Source organism: Streptomyces sp. NPDC048566, assembly GCF_043199735.1.
Taxonomy (GTDB): Bacteria; Actinomycetota; Actinomycetes; order Streptomycetales; family Streptomycetaceae; genus Streptomyces.
This window is the reverse complement of the sequence record NZ_JBICWL010000012.1, coordinates 163,360-176,960: the sequence shown is the minus strand read 5'-3', so window position 1 is coordinate 176,960 and position 13,601 is coordinate 163,360. Positions and strand designations below refer to the sequence as shown.

Annotated in this window: 15 protein-coding genes; 7 read left to right on the top strand and 8 right to left on the bottom strand. The window is 74.3% G+C overall.

Annotation, left to right across the window (positions count from 1 at the left end):
• Positions 1 to 181: 181 nt before the first annotated feature.
• From ACGFS9_RS20135 to ACGFS9_RS20115, 5 genes are all read left to right on the top strand, one after another.
• A complete protein-coding gene (locus ACGFS9_RS20135; RefSeq protein WP_393254902.1) occupies positions 182 to 934 on the top strand; it encodes a class I SAM-dependent methyltransferase in 753 nt (250 codons plus the stop codon).
• Positions 931 to 2,175, top strand: a complete 1,245-nt coding sequence (locus ACGFS9_RS20130; protein WP_393254901.1) for a class I SAM-dependent methyltransferase — start codon at positions 931 to 933, stop codon at positions 2,173 to 2,175. Before ACGFS9_RS20135 ends, ACGFS9_RS20130 begins: the two co-directional genes overlap by 4 nt.
• A gap of 1 nt (position 2,176) precedes the next feature.
• Entirely contained in the window at positions 2,177 to 3,382 is a 1,206-nt protein-coding gene (locus tag ACGFS9_RS20125) for a DapH/DapD/GlmU-related protein (RefSeq protein WP_393254899.1), read from the top strand.
• The gene (locus ACGFS9_RS20120) at positions 3,379 to 4,260 is read left to right on the top strand and encodes an aspartate/glutamate racemase family protein (protein WP_393254898.1); all 882 of its coding nucleotides are present in this window, start codon (positions 3,379 to 3,381) and stop codon (positions 4,258 to 4,260) included. The genes ACGFS9_RS20125 and ACGFS9_RS20120 overlap by 4 nt, the downstream gene beginning before the upstream one ends.
• Positions 4,261 to 4,325: 65 nt before the next feature.
• Positions 4,326 to 4,955, top strand: a complete 630-nt coding sequence (locus ACGFS9_RS20115) for a flavin reductase family protein (protein ID WP_393254897.1) — start codon at positions 4,326 to 4,328, stop codon at positions 4,953 to 4,955.
• A gap of 254 nt (positions 4,956 to 5,209) precedes the next feature.
• Here ACGFS9_RS20115 and ACGFS9_RS20110 read toward each other — a convergent pair whose 3' ends face one another.
• Genes ACGFS9_RS20110 through paaA form a run of 8 tightly spaced genes read right to left on the bottom strand, consistent with a single transcriptional unit; the run spans position 5,210 to position 11,518 of the window.
• Complete coding sequence (locus ACGFS9_RS20110) at positions 5,210 to 6,058, bottom strand: alpha/beta hydrolase family protein (protein WP_393254896.1); 849 nt, start codon at positions 6,056 to 6,058, stop codon at positions 5,210 to 5,212.
• Complete coding sequence (locus ACGFS9_RS20105) at positions 6,048 to 6,896, bottom strand: tryptophan 2,3-dioxygenase (RefSeq protein ID WP_393254895.1); 849 nt, start codon at positions 6,894 to 6,896, stop codon at positions 6,048 to 6,050. The genes ACGFS9_RS20110 and ACGFS9_RS20105 overlap by 11 nt, the downstream gene beginning before the upstream one ends.
• Before the next feature lie 52 nt (positions 6,897 to 6,948).
• Entirely contained in the window at positions 6,949 to 7,725 is a 777-nt protein-coding gene (locus ACGFS9_RS20100; RefSeq protein ID WP_393254894.1) for an SDR family oxidoreductase, read from the bottom strand.
• 45 nt (positions 7,726 to 7,770) lie between these two features.
• Complete coding sequence (locus ACGFS9_RS20095; RefSeq protein ID WP_393254892.1) at positions 7,771 to 8,883, bottom strand: 2Fe-2S iron-sulfur cluster-binding protein; 1,113 nt, start codon at positions 8,881 to 8,883, stop codon at positions 7,771 to 7,773.
• Positions 8,884 to 8,891: 8 nt separating this feature from the next.
• Positions 8,892 to 9,392, bottom strand: a complete 501-nt coding sequence (gene paaD / locus ACGFS9_RS20090) for a 1,2-phenylacetyl-CoA epoxidase subunit PaaD (RefSeq protein WP_393254890.1) — start codon at positions 9,390 to 9,392, stop codon at positions 8,892 to 8,894.
• A complete protein-coding gene (gene paaC, locus ACGFS9_RS20085; RefSeq protein ID WP_393254889.1) occupies positions 9,389 to 10,174 on the bottom strand; it encodes a 1,2-phenylacetyl-CoA epoxidase subunit PaaC in 786 nt (261 codons plus the stop codon). Before paaC ends, paaD begins: the two co-directional genes overlap by 4 nt.
• Positions 10,158 to 10,475 carry a 1,2-phenylacetyl-CoA epoxidase subunit B gene (locus tag ACGFS9_RS20080; RefSeq protein ID WP_393254887.1) on the bottom strand — a complete coding sequence of 106 codons (318 nt, stop codon included), beginning with the start codon at positions 10,473 to 10,475 and terminating at the stop codon, positions 10,158 to 10,160. The genes paaC and ACGFS9_RS20080 overlap by 17 nt, the downstream gene beginning before the upstream one ends.
• Positions 10,472 to 11,518 carry a 1,2-phenylacetyl-CoA epoxidase subunit PaaA gene (gene paaA, locus ACGFS9_RS20075; protein WP_393254886.1) on the bottom strand — a complete coding sequence of 349 codons (1,047 nt, stop codon included), beginning with the start codon at positions 11,516 to 11,518 and terminating at the stop codon, positions 10,472 to 10,474. The genes ACGFS9_RS20080 and paaA overlap by 4 nt, the downstream gene beginning before the upstream one ends.
• Before the next feature lie 349 nt (positions 11,519 to 11,867).
• Here paaA and ACGFS9_RS20070 point away from each other — a divergent pair, with 349 nt between their 5' ends.
• A complete protein-coding gene (locus ACGFS9_RS20070; RefSeq protein ID WP_393254884.1) occupies positions 11,868 to 12,122 on the top strand; it encodes an acyl carrier protein in 255 nt (84 codons plus the stop codon).
• Positions 12,122 to 13,600: a class I adenylate-forming enzyme family protein gene (locus tag ACGFS9_RS20065; RefSeq protein WP_393254883.1), complete on the top strand. Its 1,479-nt coding sequence runs from the start codon at positions 12,122 to 12,124 to the stop codon at positions 13,598 to 13,600. The genes ACGFS9_RS20070 and ACGFS9_RS20065 overlap by 1 nt, the downstream gene beginning before the upstream one ends.
• Position 13,601: the final 1 nt, after the last annotated feature.

The following is a 13,601-nucleotide window of genomic DNA, read 5'->3' as shown; positions in this document are numbered from 1 at the left end:
GGCCGCAGGGGTACGGGGCCCCGGGGACGTCCACGGCACCGGGGGGCGGTGCGGATGCTTCCGGGCCATCGGGCGGGTCCGGGTCGACGGATACGCACCCGACGCCGCCGGGCGGCGCTGACTCGTATGGTCCTGCGGACGCGCAGCCGGGTACGCACGCGACGGCACTCGGCGGTGTCGCATGAGCACTCCCCCGCCGCCGGTCCGCAGCGGCCTGCCGGCCGTCGGCACCGGGACCCGGTCCCTCGACCTGCGCTACCTCGAACGCCCGCCCGCCGAGCACCAGCGTCCCTACTTCCCCTTCGTCGCGGACCACCTGCGCGGGGTCCTGGACCGGCCGGACGCCTCCGTCCTCGACATCGGCTGCGCCAACGGCGCCTTCCTGCACCACGTGGCGGGCCGCTACCCGCACGCCCGGCTGTCCGGGGTCGAGGCACTGCCCGCGCTGGTGGAGCACGCCGCACGACACGTACCCGGGGCCGACTTCTCCGTCGGCGACGTGGGCCGGGCCGGGACCCTGCCCGGGCGCCGGTACAGCGCGGTCACGATGCTCACCCTGCACAGCCACTTCGACTCCCTCGACCCCTGGCTGGACCACGTTCTGGACCTGGTCGAACCGGGCGGGCGGGCCCTGCTGTTCGGCGCCTTCAATCCCTTCCCCGTCGACGTCCTGGTCCGACTGCGTCAGGCCGACGGCGCGGAGGACGGCGGCTGGATGCCCGGCTGGAACATCCACTCCCGCGCCGCGTTCACGGACCGGCTCACCGCCCGGGGGCTGCGCCACCGCTTCCACGACTACGAGCCGCCGGCCGACGTCCCCCGCTCCCCCGACGACCCGCTGAGCACCCGCCGCGCGACCCTGGACGGTGCGATCGTGCTGACCAACGGCGCCGGGGTGCTGCTGCCCTTCGCCCTGCTGGAGGTGTCCGTATGAGCGCGCGCCGCCCTGTCCGGCCGCTGGCCGAGCCGTTCCGCGCCCTGCTGCGCAGCCCGGTGACCGGAGGCCCGCTGACCTGGGCTGGGCCTCACCTGCTGAGCGACGGCGACACGCTGTGGCCCTGCCCCGACGGCATCCCGTACCTGCGCACCGGGCGCGACGGGCTGCGGGCGCGGGCCGTCGACGCCCTCCGGGCGGGCGAGGCGGACCGGGCTCTGGCCCTGCTGCTGTGCGACCGCAAGGACGACGCGGTCCCGCCCGCCGACCCCGCCAGGGCCCTCGATGTGGCCACCGGCGCGACGACCGCCGCGGCGGCCATGGCCGGCCTCGGATACGGCGGCCTGGCCCCCTACTTCCTGCACCGATGGTGCCAGCCGACGTACCTCAGCGGTCTGGCCCTGCTGGACGCGCACGCCCCGACCGGCACCACCCTCTTCGAGACCGCCTGCGGGGCAGGGCACTTCCTCCGCACCTGGACGCAGCGCTGCGGCCCGGCCATCGGCTCGGACCTGGTCTTCTCACACCTGTGGATCGCCAGGACCTTCTGCGCCCCCGACGCGGACCTCGTGTGCTTCGACGCGGACGGTGCCTTCCCTCTCGTGGACGGCGCCGCCGGAACGGCCCTGAGCCACGACAGCTTCCACTACTTCCGCGACAAGCGGCACGTCCTGGCCGAGCTGCTGCGCGTCAGCGGCGCCGGTCCGGTCCTGCTGGGACACGTCCACAACGCCGACCACGCCCACTACTCCCCCGGCCTGCCGCTGACCGCCGACGGCTACCGCGAACTGCTCGCGCCGGACCACTCGTACGACGACGAGGCCCTGACGGGGTCGGCGTTGGGAGCCTTGCCCGGACCGACGGGTGCGGCGGTGGACGGCGGACGGCCCGCCGGCACGGCTTCGTACCGGGGGCAGCCGAAGGGGGCGAACACGGCCGCCGCCGCGCTGGCCTTCGTCTTCCGGGCCGCCGGGCAGCCGGCCACGCCCGGGCGGCTCACTGCCCCCGTCCCCGGCCGCCCGCTGCACGTGAACCCGCTGCTGACCGACGACGGGCCCCGCTGGCCCGACGAGCAGTTCGCCCGCGAGTTCGCGGACGACTGGCCCTACCTGCGTGACCTGTCCCGGCCGTCCCCCGCCACCGTCGCCGCCGCCCGCGCCGGGCGGGCCGGTTCCGATCCCGACGTCGACCGCGCCGCCCGGCGGCGGGCCCTGGTCGACCTGCCCGAAAGCTGGCTCTGACATGACCCTCCTCGACGCCCGCCCCGCCCTGCCGCCCGTGGACCCCGGGCAGTTGCCGCGCTCGTGCCGCACCGGGCCGGGCGTACGCATCCTCGCCGGCCGCCTGACGTTGGGCGAGAACGTCACGATCGGCGCCGGCACCACCCTCGTCGGCGACGACGTCGTCCTCGGCGACGGAACCGTCATCGCCCCGGACTGCGACCTGCGGGCCGGCACGCTGAGCCTGGGGCCGGGCACCGAACTCGGGCCGCGCGTGCGCGTCCTGGTCGCCGAGCGGTTCGCGGTGGGCGGCGCCGCCCGGATCGGCCCCGACGCCCAGGTCCTGTGCCGCCGCTTCACCGCCGGCCGGCTGCTGTACTTCGGCGACGGTGCGCGGGTCGGCTACGGCGGTACCACGACCTCGACCTCCCGAGTGCGGATCGGCGACCGGGTCACGATCGGCCAGCACACCATCCTCAACGCCAACCACGAGATCAGCCTGGGCGACGGCGTCGGCACCGGCTCCTACCTGGCCGTGTGGACGCACGGCTACCACTTCGGCCACGGCCCCCTCAACGGCACCGAACCCGCGTACGCCCCGGTGCACGTCGCGAACGACGTCTGGCTCGGCTACCACGTGACCCTGCTGCCGGGCGCCCACGTCGGGGAGGGGACCGTCGTGGCCGCCGGCTCCGTCGTCACCGCCCCGCTCCCGGCGGGCGTCCTGGCCGGCGGCGTCCCCGCCCGGGTCAAGCGGGAGCTCGACCTCGGCCCCGTCTCCGAGAACCGCGCACACGACGCCGTCCTTGGCGTGCTGGACGGCTGGCGCACCGAACTCGACTGGAAGGGCTGCACGATCGAAGCATCCTCAGGCTCCCCGGGCACGTCCGAAGGTTCCCCGCGGACCCTCACCGTCGCTCTGGCGGACGGCTCGCACCGCACCCGGGTCGTCCTCCTCGCCCAGGACGACCCCTGGCCCGGAAGCCCTCCCCGCGGCGAGGCGCTCGCGGTGCTCTCGCTGGGCGAACGCCCCGACCGGCGGCCCCGGCCCGGCGACCCCGTCGCCCTCTTCGAGCTGCGTTCCGGACGGCTGTCCGGCCACACCTCACCCGTCGTCGAGGACCTGCGCGACCAACTGCGGCGGCACGCCATGCCCTGCGGGGACGACCGCTGCTTCAGCGCCATCGAGCCCGGCGCCTTCGCCCGCCTGAAGGAGGCCGCGGCATGACCCGCGCCGACGGACCCGCGGTGATCGGCCTGCTCGGAGGGATGAGCTGGCCGTCCACCCTCGCGTACTACCGCGCCCTCAACGAAGGCGTCGCCAAGGCCCTCGGCGGCTCGCACTCCGCCCGCGTGGTCATCTGGTCGCAGGACTACGCCGAGGTCGAGCGCCTCCAACTCTCCGGGGACTGGGACGGGGCCGGCGACCTGCTCGCCGCGGGCGCCCGCGGCCTGGAGGCGGCAGGCGCCGACCTGGTCGCCATCGCCTGCAACACCATGCACCGCGTCTCGGGCGCCGTGCGCGCCGCCTGCGACCTGCCCCTGGTCGACATCGTCGAGGTCACGGCCGAGGCCGCCCGACAGCGCGGCATCTCCCGGGCGGCGGTCCTGGGCACCCGGTTCACCGCAGGCGGCGCCCTGTTCGACGCCGCCCTGACCGCCCGGGGCGTCGAACCAGTCCTGCCCGGCCCCGCCGACCAGGCGCTGATCGACCGCATCATCTACGACGAACTGTGCCGGGGCTCCGTCACGGACGCGGCGACGAGGGCCTTCACGGACCTGCGGGAGCGCCTGAGGGGCGAGGGCGTGGACGGCGTCATCCTCGCCTGCACCGAGCTCGGCCTCCTCCTGCCGACGGCGGAACATGGCCGGCCGGCGGTGCTGGACACGGTGGATGTCCACGTGGAGGCGCTGGTCGCGGCGTCGTTGGGAGGTGCGGGAGGCACGGGATCGGCGGGTGGCCCGGTGATCGCCGGCGGCAAGCGAAGCGCCGGCGGCACGGGAGCGGCAGGATCGGCGGGCGACGCCCGACGCACGGGAGCGGCCACGGCGGCCACGGCGGCCAGCGGCACAGCAGTCGCAGCAGCAGAGGTGGGCGGCACATGAGCACCCGGCTCCCCGCCGGACCACCGGCGGCCCGTTCCGCCCGTTCCGCCCCCACCGTGCCCGTCGTGGCATCCGTAGCCGCCGGCGCCGCCCCCGGAAGCACCGACCATCCTTCCGGGTCCAGGCAACCCGGCTATGGGACCCCGGTCGCGGCCCGCACGGCACTGCGCCGCCTCACCTCCGCGGTGACCGTCCTGACCGTCGACGCCGGCGAGGGCTCCCGGCACGGCACCACTGCCAGCTCGGTGGTCGCCGTCTCCCGAGAACCGCTGATTCTCGGCGTGTCCCTCCGACCGGGCTCCGCCTTCACCGGCCTGGTGCTCCGCACCGGCACGTTCTCCGTCAACGTCCTCGCCGACGGGCAGGTCGACGCCGCCCGACGCTTCGCAGACCCCGGACGCCTTCCGGGCGACGCGCAGTTCGAGGGAGTCTCCCGGAGCGCGGACCCGCTCAGCGGCGCCCCCCTCCTCGACGGCGCCCTCGCCCACCTGTCCTGCCGTGTCGTCGACCGCCGCCGGGTAGGCGACCACGACCTCCTCCTCGCCGAGGTCGCCGGCGGCACCCACGCCTCCGGCACCCCCCTCCTCACCTTCACGGGCCGACTCCACACCGCAGGGGACCTGCGGCCGGCGTCAGCCGAGCATGGTGAGCAGGCGGTGAGCGCGTGGAAGGAGGTTGGACCTGAACGGGGCTAGGACGCCGTCGCGGTTGGTCGCAATCCGCGCTCTGGGCCCTACGCCGCGCGGGTGTGTCGGCCCGGTCCTGCGGGCGGGTACTCCAGCCGAACGCGACCGGGATACAGGCTGCGCTGTCCCGGCCGGCCATCTCCTCGCCGATCAGGTCGCGGTACGACCGTTCGGCGGGTCACCGGAAGCTCTGCACGGCGTCCACCCGGGCCGGGTGCGCGCGTCTCTCCGTGCGTGAGCCCCTCGGGCATGCCCAGGAGTGGTCATCGCGGCGTGGACCTCCCTGAACGGGTGGCGGAGCGCCGGGGGGCGAAGCCGGCGGACATCTCCCGGAGAGTGGCGGCGACGGCGCGCGCGCCGGGCGCGCCGGGTTCGATGAGGGTGTAGTGGCCGGTGCCGGGCAGCACGACCGTCCTCAGGTCCTCGTGCACGGCCGCGTAGTCGGCGAACTGCGTGAGCGGGACCTCCTCGTCCACGGCGCCGTGCAGCAGCACCGTGGGGACGCCGGTGCCACCCGCGCCCCGCAGCAGTGTGAGGGGGTCCACGTCAGGCAGCCGCTCCTCGAACACCTCGGTTCCGCCCAGGAGTTGCAGAGCGGCGTCGTCGCTCAGGCCGTCGCGTCGGGTGGCGGTGAGGTCGGTGATCGGGGCGAGGGCCAGCACGCCGGTCGGCAGAGCGGTGGTGTGCCAGCGGGAGCCCTCGGGGAGCAGGCCGCGGGCAGCGCACCACAGCGCCAGGTGGCCGCCTGAGCAGTGTCCGGCCAGAAGGTGGGGCCGGCCCTCGGGCAGGGTGTCCACGATCCGGGCGATGTCGTCGAAGGTCTCGGGGTAGCCGCCCGCTCCGCCGGAGCGGCGGAATCCGGGCAGCAGCACGTCGAAGCCCAGCCGGGAGAGGTAGGCAGCGAAGGGGGTCAGGTGCATGCGGTCGTAGCGCCAGTAGCCGCCGTGCAGGAGGATCACCAGCGGGGCGGCGGGGTCCTCGGCGGGCCAGGCGTCGTAGGACTGGTGCGGATGGTCGCCGTAGCGGCCGTGCACCGGCGCGAGGACCGGCTTCAGGCTCAGGACCCGCTTCTCCTCCTCCGCCGCGAAGGCGGAGATCACCCTAGACTTCACTGCGCACCTCCCACAGTTCCGGAAACACCGGTTTCGTCGCGCGTTGTTCGAGCCAGGCGAGGCCCGTGGAGCCGGCGCTGCCGGACTTCGCGCCCATGGCACGGCGGACGACCATCACGTGGTCGAAGCGCCAGCGCAGGACGAGTTCGGCGATGTCGGTGAGCAGTTCGCCGAGCGCGAGGAGGGGATGGTGCCGGGGGCCGGCGTAGATCCGCCGCCACACCTCCACGACTCCCGGGTCCGCCGTGTAGGGCGCGGTGACGTCCCGGTCCCGTACGTGCTCCGGGACCGGCAGTCCCTGCCGGTGCAGGTAGCCCAGCACCCGGTCGTACAGGGACGGCTGACGGTGTGTCTCGCTGAGCGCCTCGTGCACGGCCCGGTCGCCCCGGTGCATGCGGAGCATCGCCTCTGATTTTTCGCCGAGGAGGAACTCCAGGTGCCGGTACATCGCGGACTGGAAGCCGGACGCGTTGCCGAACGCGGCCCGGAAGCCGTTGAACTGGGCGGGGGTCAGGGCGGCCAGCGGCGCCCAGGTGGTGTTGAGGGCGGTCAGCGCGCGGCGGCTGCGGACGAGGGCGTCGGTGGCGGCGTCGAGGTCGTCCTTGGCGAAGGCGATGTCGGCCGTGCGCCACTCGTGGACGATCAGCGTGAACCACAGCTCCATCACCTGGGTGGTGACGACGAACCCCATCTCGTCGGGTGCGTCGGTCAGTGGCTGCTGGAGGTTGTTGAGGACGGACGCGCGCACGTAGGCGTCGTAGGGGCTGCCGCCGTCGAAGGGCCGGGTCAGTGTGTCGTCCGCGGCCTGCCGGGCCGGTGCGGACGTGCCGTCGTTCATGGTGAGGGTCTCCTAGAGGTGCTGCGGCCGTGCGGCGTGGCGGGCGCTGGGCTCAGGGGCCGAGGTGGACTCCGCCGGAGGCGTCGATCCACTGGCCGGTCACCCAGCGGGCGTCGCCGCCGGCCACGAAGGACACGACATCGGCGATGTCCGCGGGGGTGCCGAGCCGGCCGAACACGGAGGCCGCCTCGTAACGCTGCCGGATCTCGGGGACCGCGAGGGTCGGGTTGATCTCCGTCTCGGTGTAGCCGGGGGCGACGCTGTTGACCGTGATGCCGCGCGGGCCCAGCTCTTGGGCGAGGGCCAGGGTGAGGTAGTCGAGGGCGGCCTTGGTCATGGTGTACGCGACGATCGGCGGGAAGGCGACGCGGGTGGCGACGGAGGAGACGTTCACGATCCGGCCGCCGTCGCGCAGCCGGTCCAGGCCGCGCTGCACGATGAAGAACGGTGCCTTCGTGTTGACGGCGAACGCCCGGTCGTAGTCGTCCTCGGTGACGTCCGCGATCCGGCGCGGGACGGTGATGCCGGCGTTGTTGACGAGGATGTCGAGACCGGGTACGGCGCCCTGCTCGGCGAGGGCCCGGTCGAACGCCGTCCAGAGGGTGTCGGCGTCCCCGGGCACCCCCAGTTCGGCGTACACGGGGAAGGCGCGCCCGCCGTCGGACTCGATCTCCTTGACGGTGCGCTCGGCGGCTTGGCGGTCGTGTCCGTAGTGGACGGCCACCAGGGCGCCCTCGGCGGCCAGCCGGCGGCTGACGGCCCGGCCGATGCCGCGGCTGCCGCCGGTGACCAGGGCGGTCCTGCCCGCGTGCCGCAGTGGGGTGGTCATCGTGCTCTCCTTCTGCTGGGGATGGTGGTGGCCCGGGCGGTTCCGTCAGGCGTCGAAGTCGACCGTGACCTCGGCACCGAGGGGTCTGGCACGGCAGGTGAGCGTGTAGCCGGCGGCCAGTTGTCCGGCGTCCAGGGCGTGTTGGGGGCCGGTCGCGACCTCACCGGTGAGGACCTTGGCGCGGCAGCTTCCGCAGATGCCCTCACGGCAGGCGTAGGGCACGTCGGGGTGGTCGCGCAGCAGGGCGTCGAGCAGCACCGGGTCCCCCGGCCCGGCGGTGACGACGTGGCGCCGGCCGTCGTACAGGGCGGTGACCCGGGTGTCCTCGGGGAGCGGCGGCGCGACGGGCGCGGGCGGGGCACCTCCCGGGGTGTCGCCGAGGGTGAACGGCTCGGAGCGCACGAGGCCGGGGTCGGCTCCGGCCTCCGTCAGCGCCGCACGGATGGCGGCGGTCAGGCCGAACGGGCCGCACAGGGCGAAGGTGGTGCCGGGGCCTGGCTCGGCGCTCAGTGCGGCCAGCAGGCGCGGCAGGTTCCCGGCGCCGATCCGGCCGTCCAGGAGCGTGCCCGCCTCGCCCGTGAGGACGTGGAGCGCGGTGAAGCGGTCGACGAACGCGTCCTTGATCAGGGCGAGTTCGTCGGCGAGCAGGGCGTCGGCGGCGGTGCGCACCGAGTGCACGAGGGAGACCCGGCACGCGGTGTCCGTGCGGAGGGCGTCCGCGGCCAGGGCGGCGAGCGGGGTGATGCCGGAGCCGCCCGCGATCAGCACGTGGTGCGCACCGGGCCGCTCGGGCAGCGCGAAGTCGCCGCTGGGTGGGGAGAGTTCGAGGTGATCGCCGGGGGCCAGAACGGTCAGGGCGTGGACGCCGAAACCGTCCGGGGTACCGCGCGCGACGACGAGTCGCAGCGCGCCGGGATCCTCAGGTGGAGGGCATACCGAGTAGCTGCGGCGCAGTTCCTCGTTCGCGCGGTGGTGGCGGACGACGACGTGTTCGCCGGGCCGGTGCGCGAAGGTCTCCCGCAGGGCCCCCGGGACGTCGAGGGTGACGGCGACGGCGTCGTTGGTGAGCCGCTGGACGGCGGTGACCGGGAGCCGGTGCCAGCCGGTGCGCCGGCGGACGGCGGGCGGGCGGGGGCCGGCGGGGATGACGGAGTTCACGCGGGGCCTCACAGCGCGGTCAGGTGGGGGAACAGCTCGCGGCAGGCGGTGCAGCGGCGTATCGACTGGCAGCGGGAGGGGCCGAACGGACTGTGCGGCCGGGTGGCCCGGGATCCGCAGTGCGGGCAGGGCTCCCCGCCCAGTCGGACCGGCACCGGACCGTCCTCCGGTGCGGGCCCGGGCGGGGCGATGCCGTGGGCGGCGAGCGCGGCCCGGCCTGCTGCGGTGATGCGGTCCGTCGTCCACGCCGGTGACAGCACCTGCCGTACCCGTCCGTCCGGGTGACCGCACTCGGCCAGGACGGCCCGGATCGCGGAGGCCATGGCGGCCAGGGCCGGGCAGCCCAGGTAGGTGGGGGTGAACTCGACGTCGAGCCGGCCGTCGGCGCCGGGGGCGACGGAGCCGATCACGCCGAGGTCGCCGAGGGTGAGGAAGGGCAGCTCCGGGTCGGGTACGGCCTCCACCCGTGCCCGGACCTCCGGTGCCGTCAGGGCGGCGACGCCGCTCACCAGGTGCCTCCCGGGAACTGCCGGTGCACCGACTGGAGTTCGGCGATCAGGGAGGCGAACTCCTCGGTGTGCAGCCCCTCCCGGCCGCCCCGGGCCCACCAGCGCGGGGCGGGCACGGTCAGTCCGGCCCGGGTGATGACGTCCGCCGTCCTCTCCTCCCACCGCGGACGGAGCGGGGCGGGCGAGGGGGCCGTACCGGCGGCGGCGAGGCGCCGTACCAGGTCGTCCTCGTCGAAGAGTTCCGCCGTGTACGGCCACACCAGGTCCAGGCCCCGCTGCATCCGGCGGGTGCTCTCGGGGGTGCCGAGGCCGAGCCGTTCGGTCCAGGTGTCGGCGTGCAGCCGGTGGAAGGCGACCTCCTTGGCGGCCCGCTGCCCGAATGCGGCCAGTTCGGGGTCCGGACAGCCGCCCAGGGCCTCGTAGTACGCGACGGCGTAGTGGGTGTAGGCGAGCTGCCGGGCGACGGTGGCCGCGAAGTCTTCGCCCGGGAGTTCCACGAGCAGGGCGTTGGTGAACTCGCGGTCGGTCCGGGTGAAGGCGAGGACGTCCTCGTCGCGTCCGGTGCCGTCGAGGCGTCCGGCCCGAGTGAGCAGCAGCCGGGCCTGGCCGATCAGGTCCAGGGCGATGTTGGACAGCGCCAGGTCCTCCTCGATCGTGGGCGCCCGGGTGATCCACCGGCACAGCCGCTGCCCGAGAACGAGGGCGTCGTCGCCGAGGCGCAGCAGGTGGACGGCGAGGTCGAGGTCGGGGCGGACGTCCGCCGGGTCAGTCGTCGTGGTCACCGTCGGTGTCCTTCTCGCTCGTCAGCGGTGCGAACCGCTCCGGATACCGGTACGGCTTGTGCCGGGCGTTGGCGAAGTACGGGTCGCGTTCGTCCGGGGAGGTGGTGTGCACCCGGTCGGAGCGGACCACCCACAGCGACAGCGGGTCGCCGCGGCGGGTGTACAGGTCCCGGGCCCTCAACAGGGCGGTGTCCGGGTCGTGCGCGCGGACCGAGCCCACGTGCTGGTGAGCCAGTCCGCGCCGGGGGCGCAGGAAGACCTCCCAGGACGCGGGGGTGCCCTCGGGCTGCCTGCCGGTCATGCGCGCACCTCCGTGCCGTCGGGGCTCTGCGCGCCGGTCCCGCCGCGGTCCCCGGTGCGGGCCGCGTACGCGGCGGCGGCCTCTCTGACCCAGGCGCCGTCCTCGTGGGCGGCACGCCGGTGGGCGACGCGCTGCCGGGCCCAGTGGGTGTCCTCGCCGAGCGCGCGCCGGTAGCCGTCCCAGTCGACGGGGGTGAAGTCGTAGTGGCCGCGTTCGTCGTTCCAGCGGACCGCCGGGTCCGGCACGGTCAGGCCGAGGCGCTCGGCCTGCGGGACGCAGGTGTCGACGAACCGCTGGCGCAGTTCGTCGTTGGTGTGCCGCTTGATGCCCCAGGCCATGGCCCGGCGCGAGACCGCGGCGCCGACCGCCGCGGTGCGCGCGTCGGCGCCGCCCGCCTCGGTGTCGGGCGGGCCGAACATCAGCGCCACGGCCGGCAGCCACCAGCGGTTCACGGCGTCCTGCGCCATCTCCCGCTGCGCCGGGGTCCCCTCGCACAGGGCACGTATCAGGTCGTAGCCCTGCCGTACGTGGAAGGCCTCCTCCTGGCAGACGCGCCGCATCGCACGTGCGTAGGGCCCGTAGGAGGTGCGGCACAGCGGCGCCTGGTTGATGACGGCGGCGCCGTCCGTCAGCCAGGCGATGGTGCCGGTGTCCGCCCAGGTCAACGCGGGGTGGTTGAAGGTGGCCGACGCGCGCTGGCGGCCCTCGTGCAGGGCGTCGAGCAGGTCGGCGCGGTCCACGCCCAGGGTCTCGGCGGCGGAGTACAGGTACAGGCCGTGGCCGGCTTCGTCCTGGACCTTGGCGATGAGCACCGACTTGCGGTGCAGGGAGGGTGCCCGGGCGAGCCAGGCGGCCTCCGGCTGCATGCCGATGATCTCGGAGTGAGCGTGCTGGGCGAGCTGCCGCAGCACCATGCGCCGGTAGCCGTCGGGCATCCAGTCGCGCGGTTCGACGGCCTCGCCGGCACCGACGAGCGCCTCGAACCGTTCCAGCAGCTCGTTCTCGCCGGCGGTCGCGGCGCCGGCGGACTCCACCGCGCTCATGCCGCTCCTCCCCGCCCGATCCGCGCCGGGGCGGGGATGCACGCGCCCCCGAACCGGACCCCTCGCCTGGGCACTGGCATCACTCCTTCGACACGTCTCGGGCTTTCACGGATGCCGCCACGCCCGGGGGTTCGGGCGCGGCCTCCGTCTGGGAAAGAGGCCGGACGACGGGCCCGCAATCCCCCGTCCGGCGGCATGGGCGCGTGACAAGCGTCACGCGGGGGTGCGGGGATTGCGGGACGGTGCGCCCGCCTCTTGTTCGGGTGACAGACGCGGGACGCGATCCGTCCGGTGACCGGTCCGCACGATCCGTCCGGCGGCCGGTCCGCCGGGGCGAAAGGGGTACCCAATGAGCACCATCAGGGAGTTGCTGGTCGAGCTGACCGGCACGGAGGAGTACGCGGACGCAGGGCGGGTCGGTGACGACGTCGACCTGGCCGCGAGCGGTATCGACTCCGGTGACCTGGTACGGCTGGTGCTGCTGGTCGAGCAGCGGGTGGGGGTGGAGATCACCGCCGACGACATGGAGAAGCTGCACACGATCGCCGACTACGAGCGATTCGTGGCCGACCGGTCGGCGGCCGGTGCCGGGGGCGTCGCCTGATGTGGCTGACCCAGCTGCTGGAACGCAACCGGCAGTGCTTCCCCGAGCGAACGGCCCTGGTGGACGAGCAGCGGGCGGTCACCTGGCTCCAGTTCCACGAACGCACCCTCGAACTCGCCCGGGGCCTGTCGGAGTTGGGCATCGAGCACGGTGACCGGGTCGCCGTGCTGTCCAAGGACCGGATCGAGGTGCTGGAGACCTACTTCGCGCTCGCCAGGCTCGGCGCGCTGTTCGTTCCGCTCAACCACAGCCTGGCTGTTCCCGAGGTGGCCGGGATCGTGGCGCAGGTCGGCGCGGTGGCCGTGTTCGGCGAGTCCGAACTGCTGGACCGGCACCCGGAGCTGCCGCCGTCGGTGCGGATCAGGATGGCGTTCGACAAGCCGGCGTTCGAGGCACTGGGCGCAGTGACGCCCCCGCGTGCCCTGACGCCCGTGGCCGACACCGACCCGGTCGCCGTGCTGCACACCTCGGCCACCACCGGACAGGCCAAGGGCGTCACGGTCGACAGCGCCTCGTTTCGCGCCATCGCCCTGGGCTGGCTCGTGTCGGCCCGGCCCACCGACGACATCGTGATGGTCAACTGCTGCCCGCTGTACCACGGCAGCATGGTGGTCTCGCTGACCTACATGGCCGCGGGCGCGACCATCGTGCTCATGCCGGGCTTCACCCCACAGCGGGCACTGGCCGCGGTGGAGCGGCACCGGGCGACCCACATGTGGCTGGTCCCGCAGATGCTGCGTTTCATGCTCCAGGCCAAGGGCGCCGACCGCACCGACCTCTCCACGCTCCGGGAGATCCTGTACGGCGCGGCACCCATGCCGCTCGACGTGTACGAGGAGGCCGTGGGGCGCCTGGGCTGCGGCTTCCGGCAGGTGTACGGGATGACGGAGGTCGGGGGCCCGTTCGTCACCCTCGGTCCCGACGAGCACCCGGCGCCCGGAGACGTCACGGCGCGCATCCCCTGCGGCCGCGTGATCCCGGGGATGTCCGCCCGCTCGGTCGGCCCGGACGGGACGGAACTGCCGGGCGGGGAGATCGGCGAGATCGTGGTGCGCGGCCCCGGTGTGATGCAGGGCTACTGGAACGATCCGGAGGCCACCCGGGAGATCCGGCTCGACGGCTGGATCAGGACCGGTGACCTCGGGTTCGTGGACGACGCGGGGCGCATCCACCTCGTGGACCGCACCAAGGACCTCATCATCCGGGCCGGGCAGAACGTCTACCCCTCGGAGATCGAGCGCGCCCTGATGAGCCACCCGGCGGTGCGGGACGCGGCGGTCGTCGGGATCCCGGACGAGGACTACGGCGAGGTGCCGCTGGCATACGTGGTGGCGGAACCGGGCACCGAGTCCACGGAACTCCTCCGGCACGTCTCGCAGTTGCTCGCACCCTACAAGCGTCCGCGGCGGGTGGAGTTCATCGAGCAGGTTCCCCGCAACCCCGCCGGGAAGATCGTCAAGAAGCTGCTGCGGGCCTGAG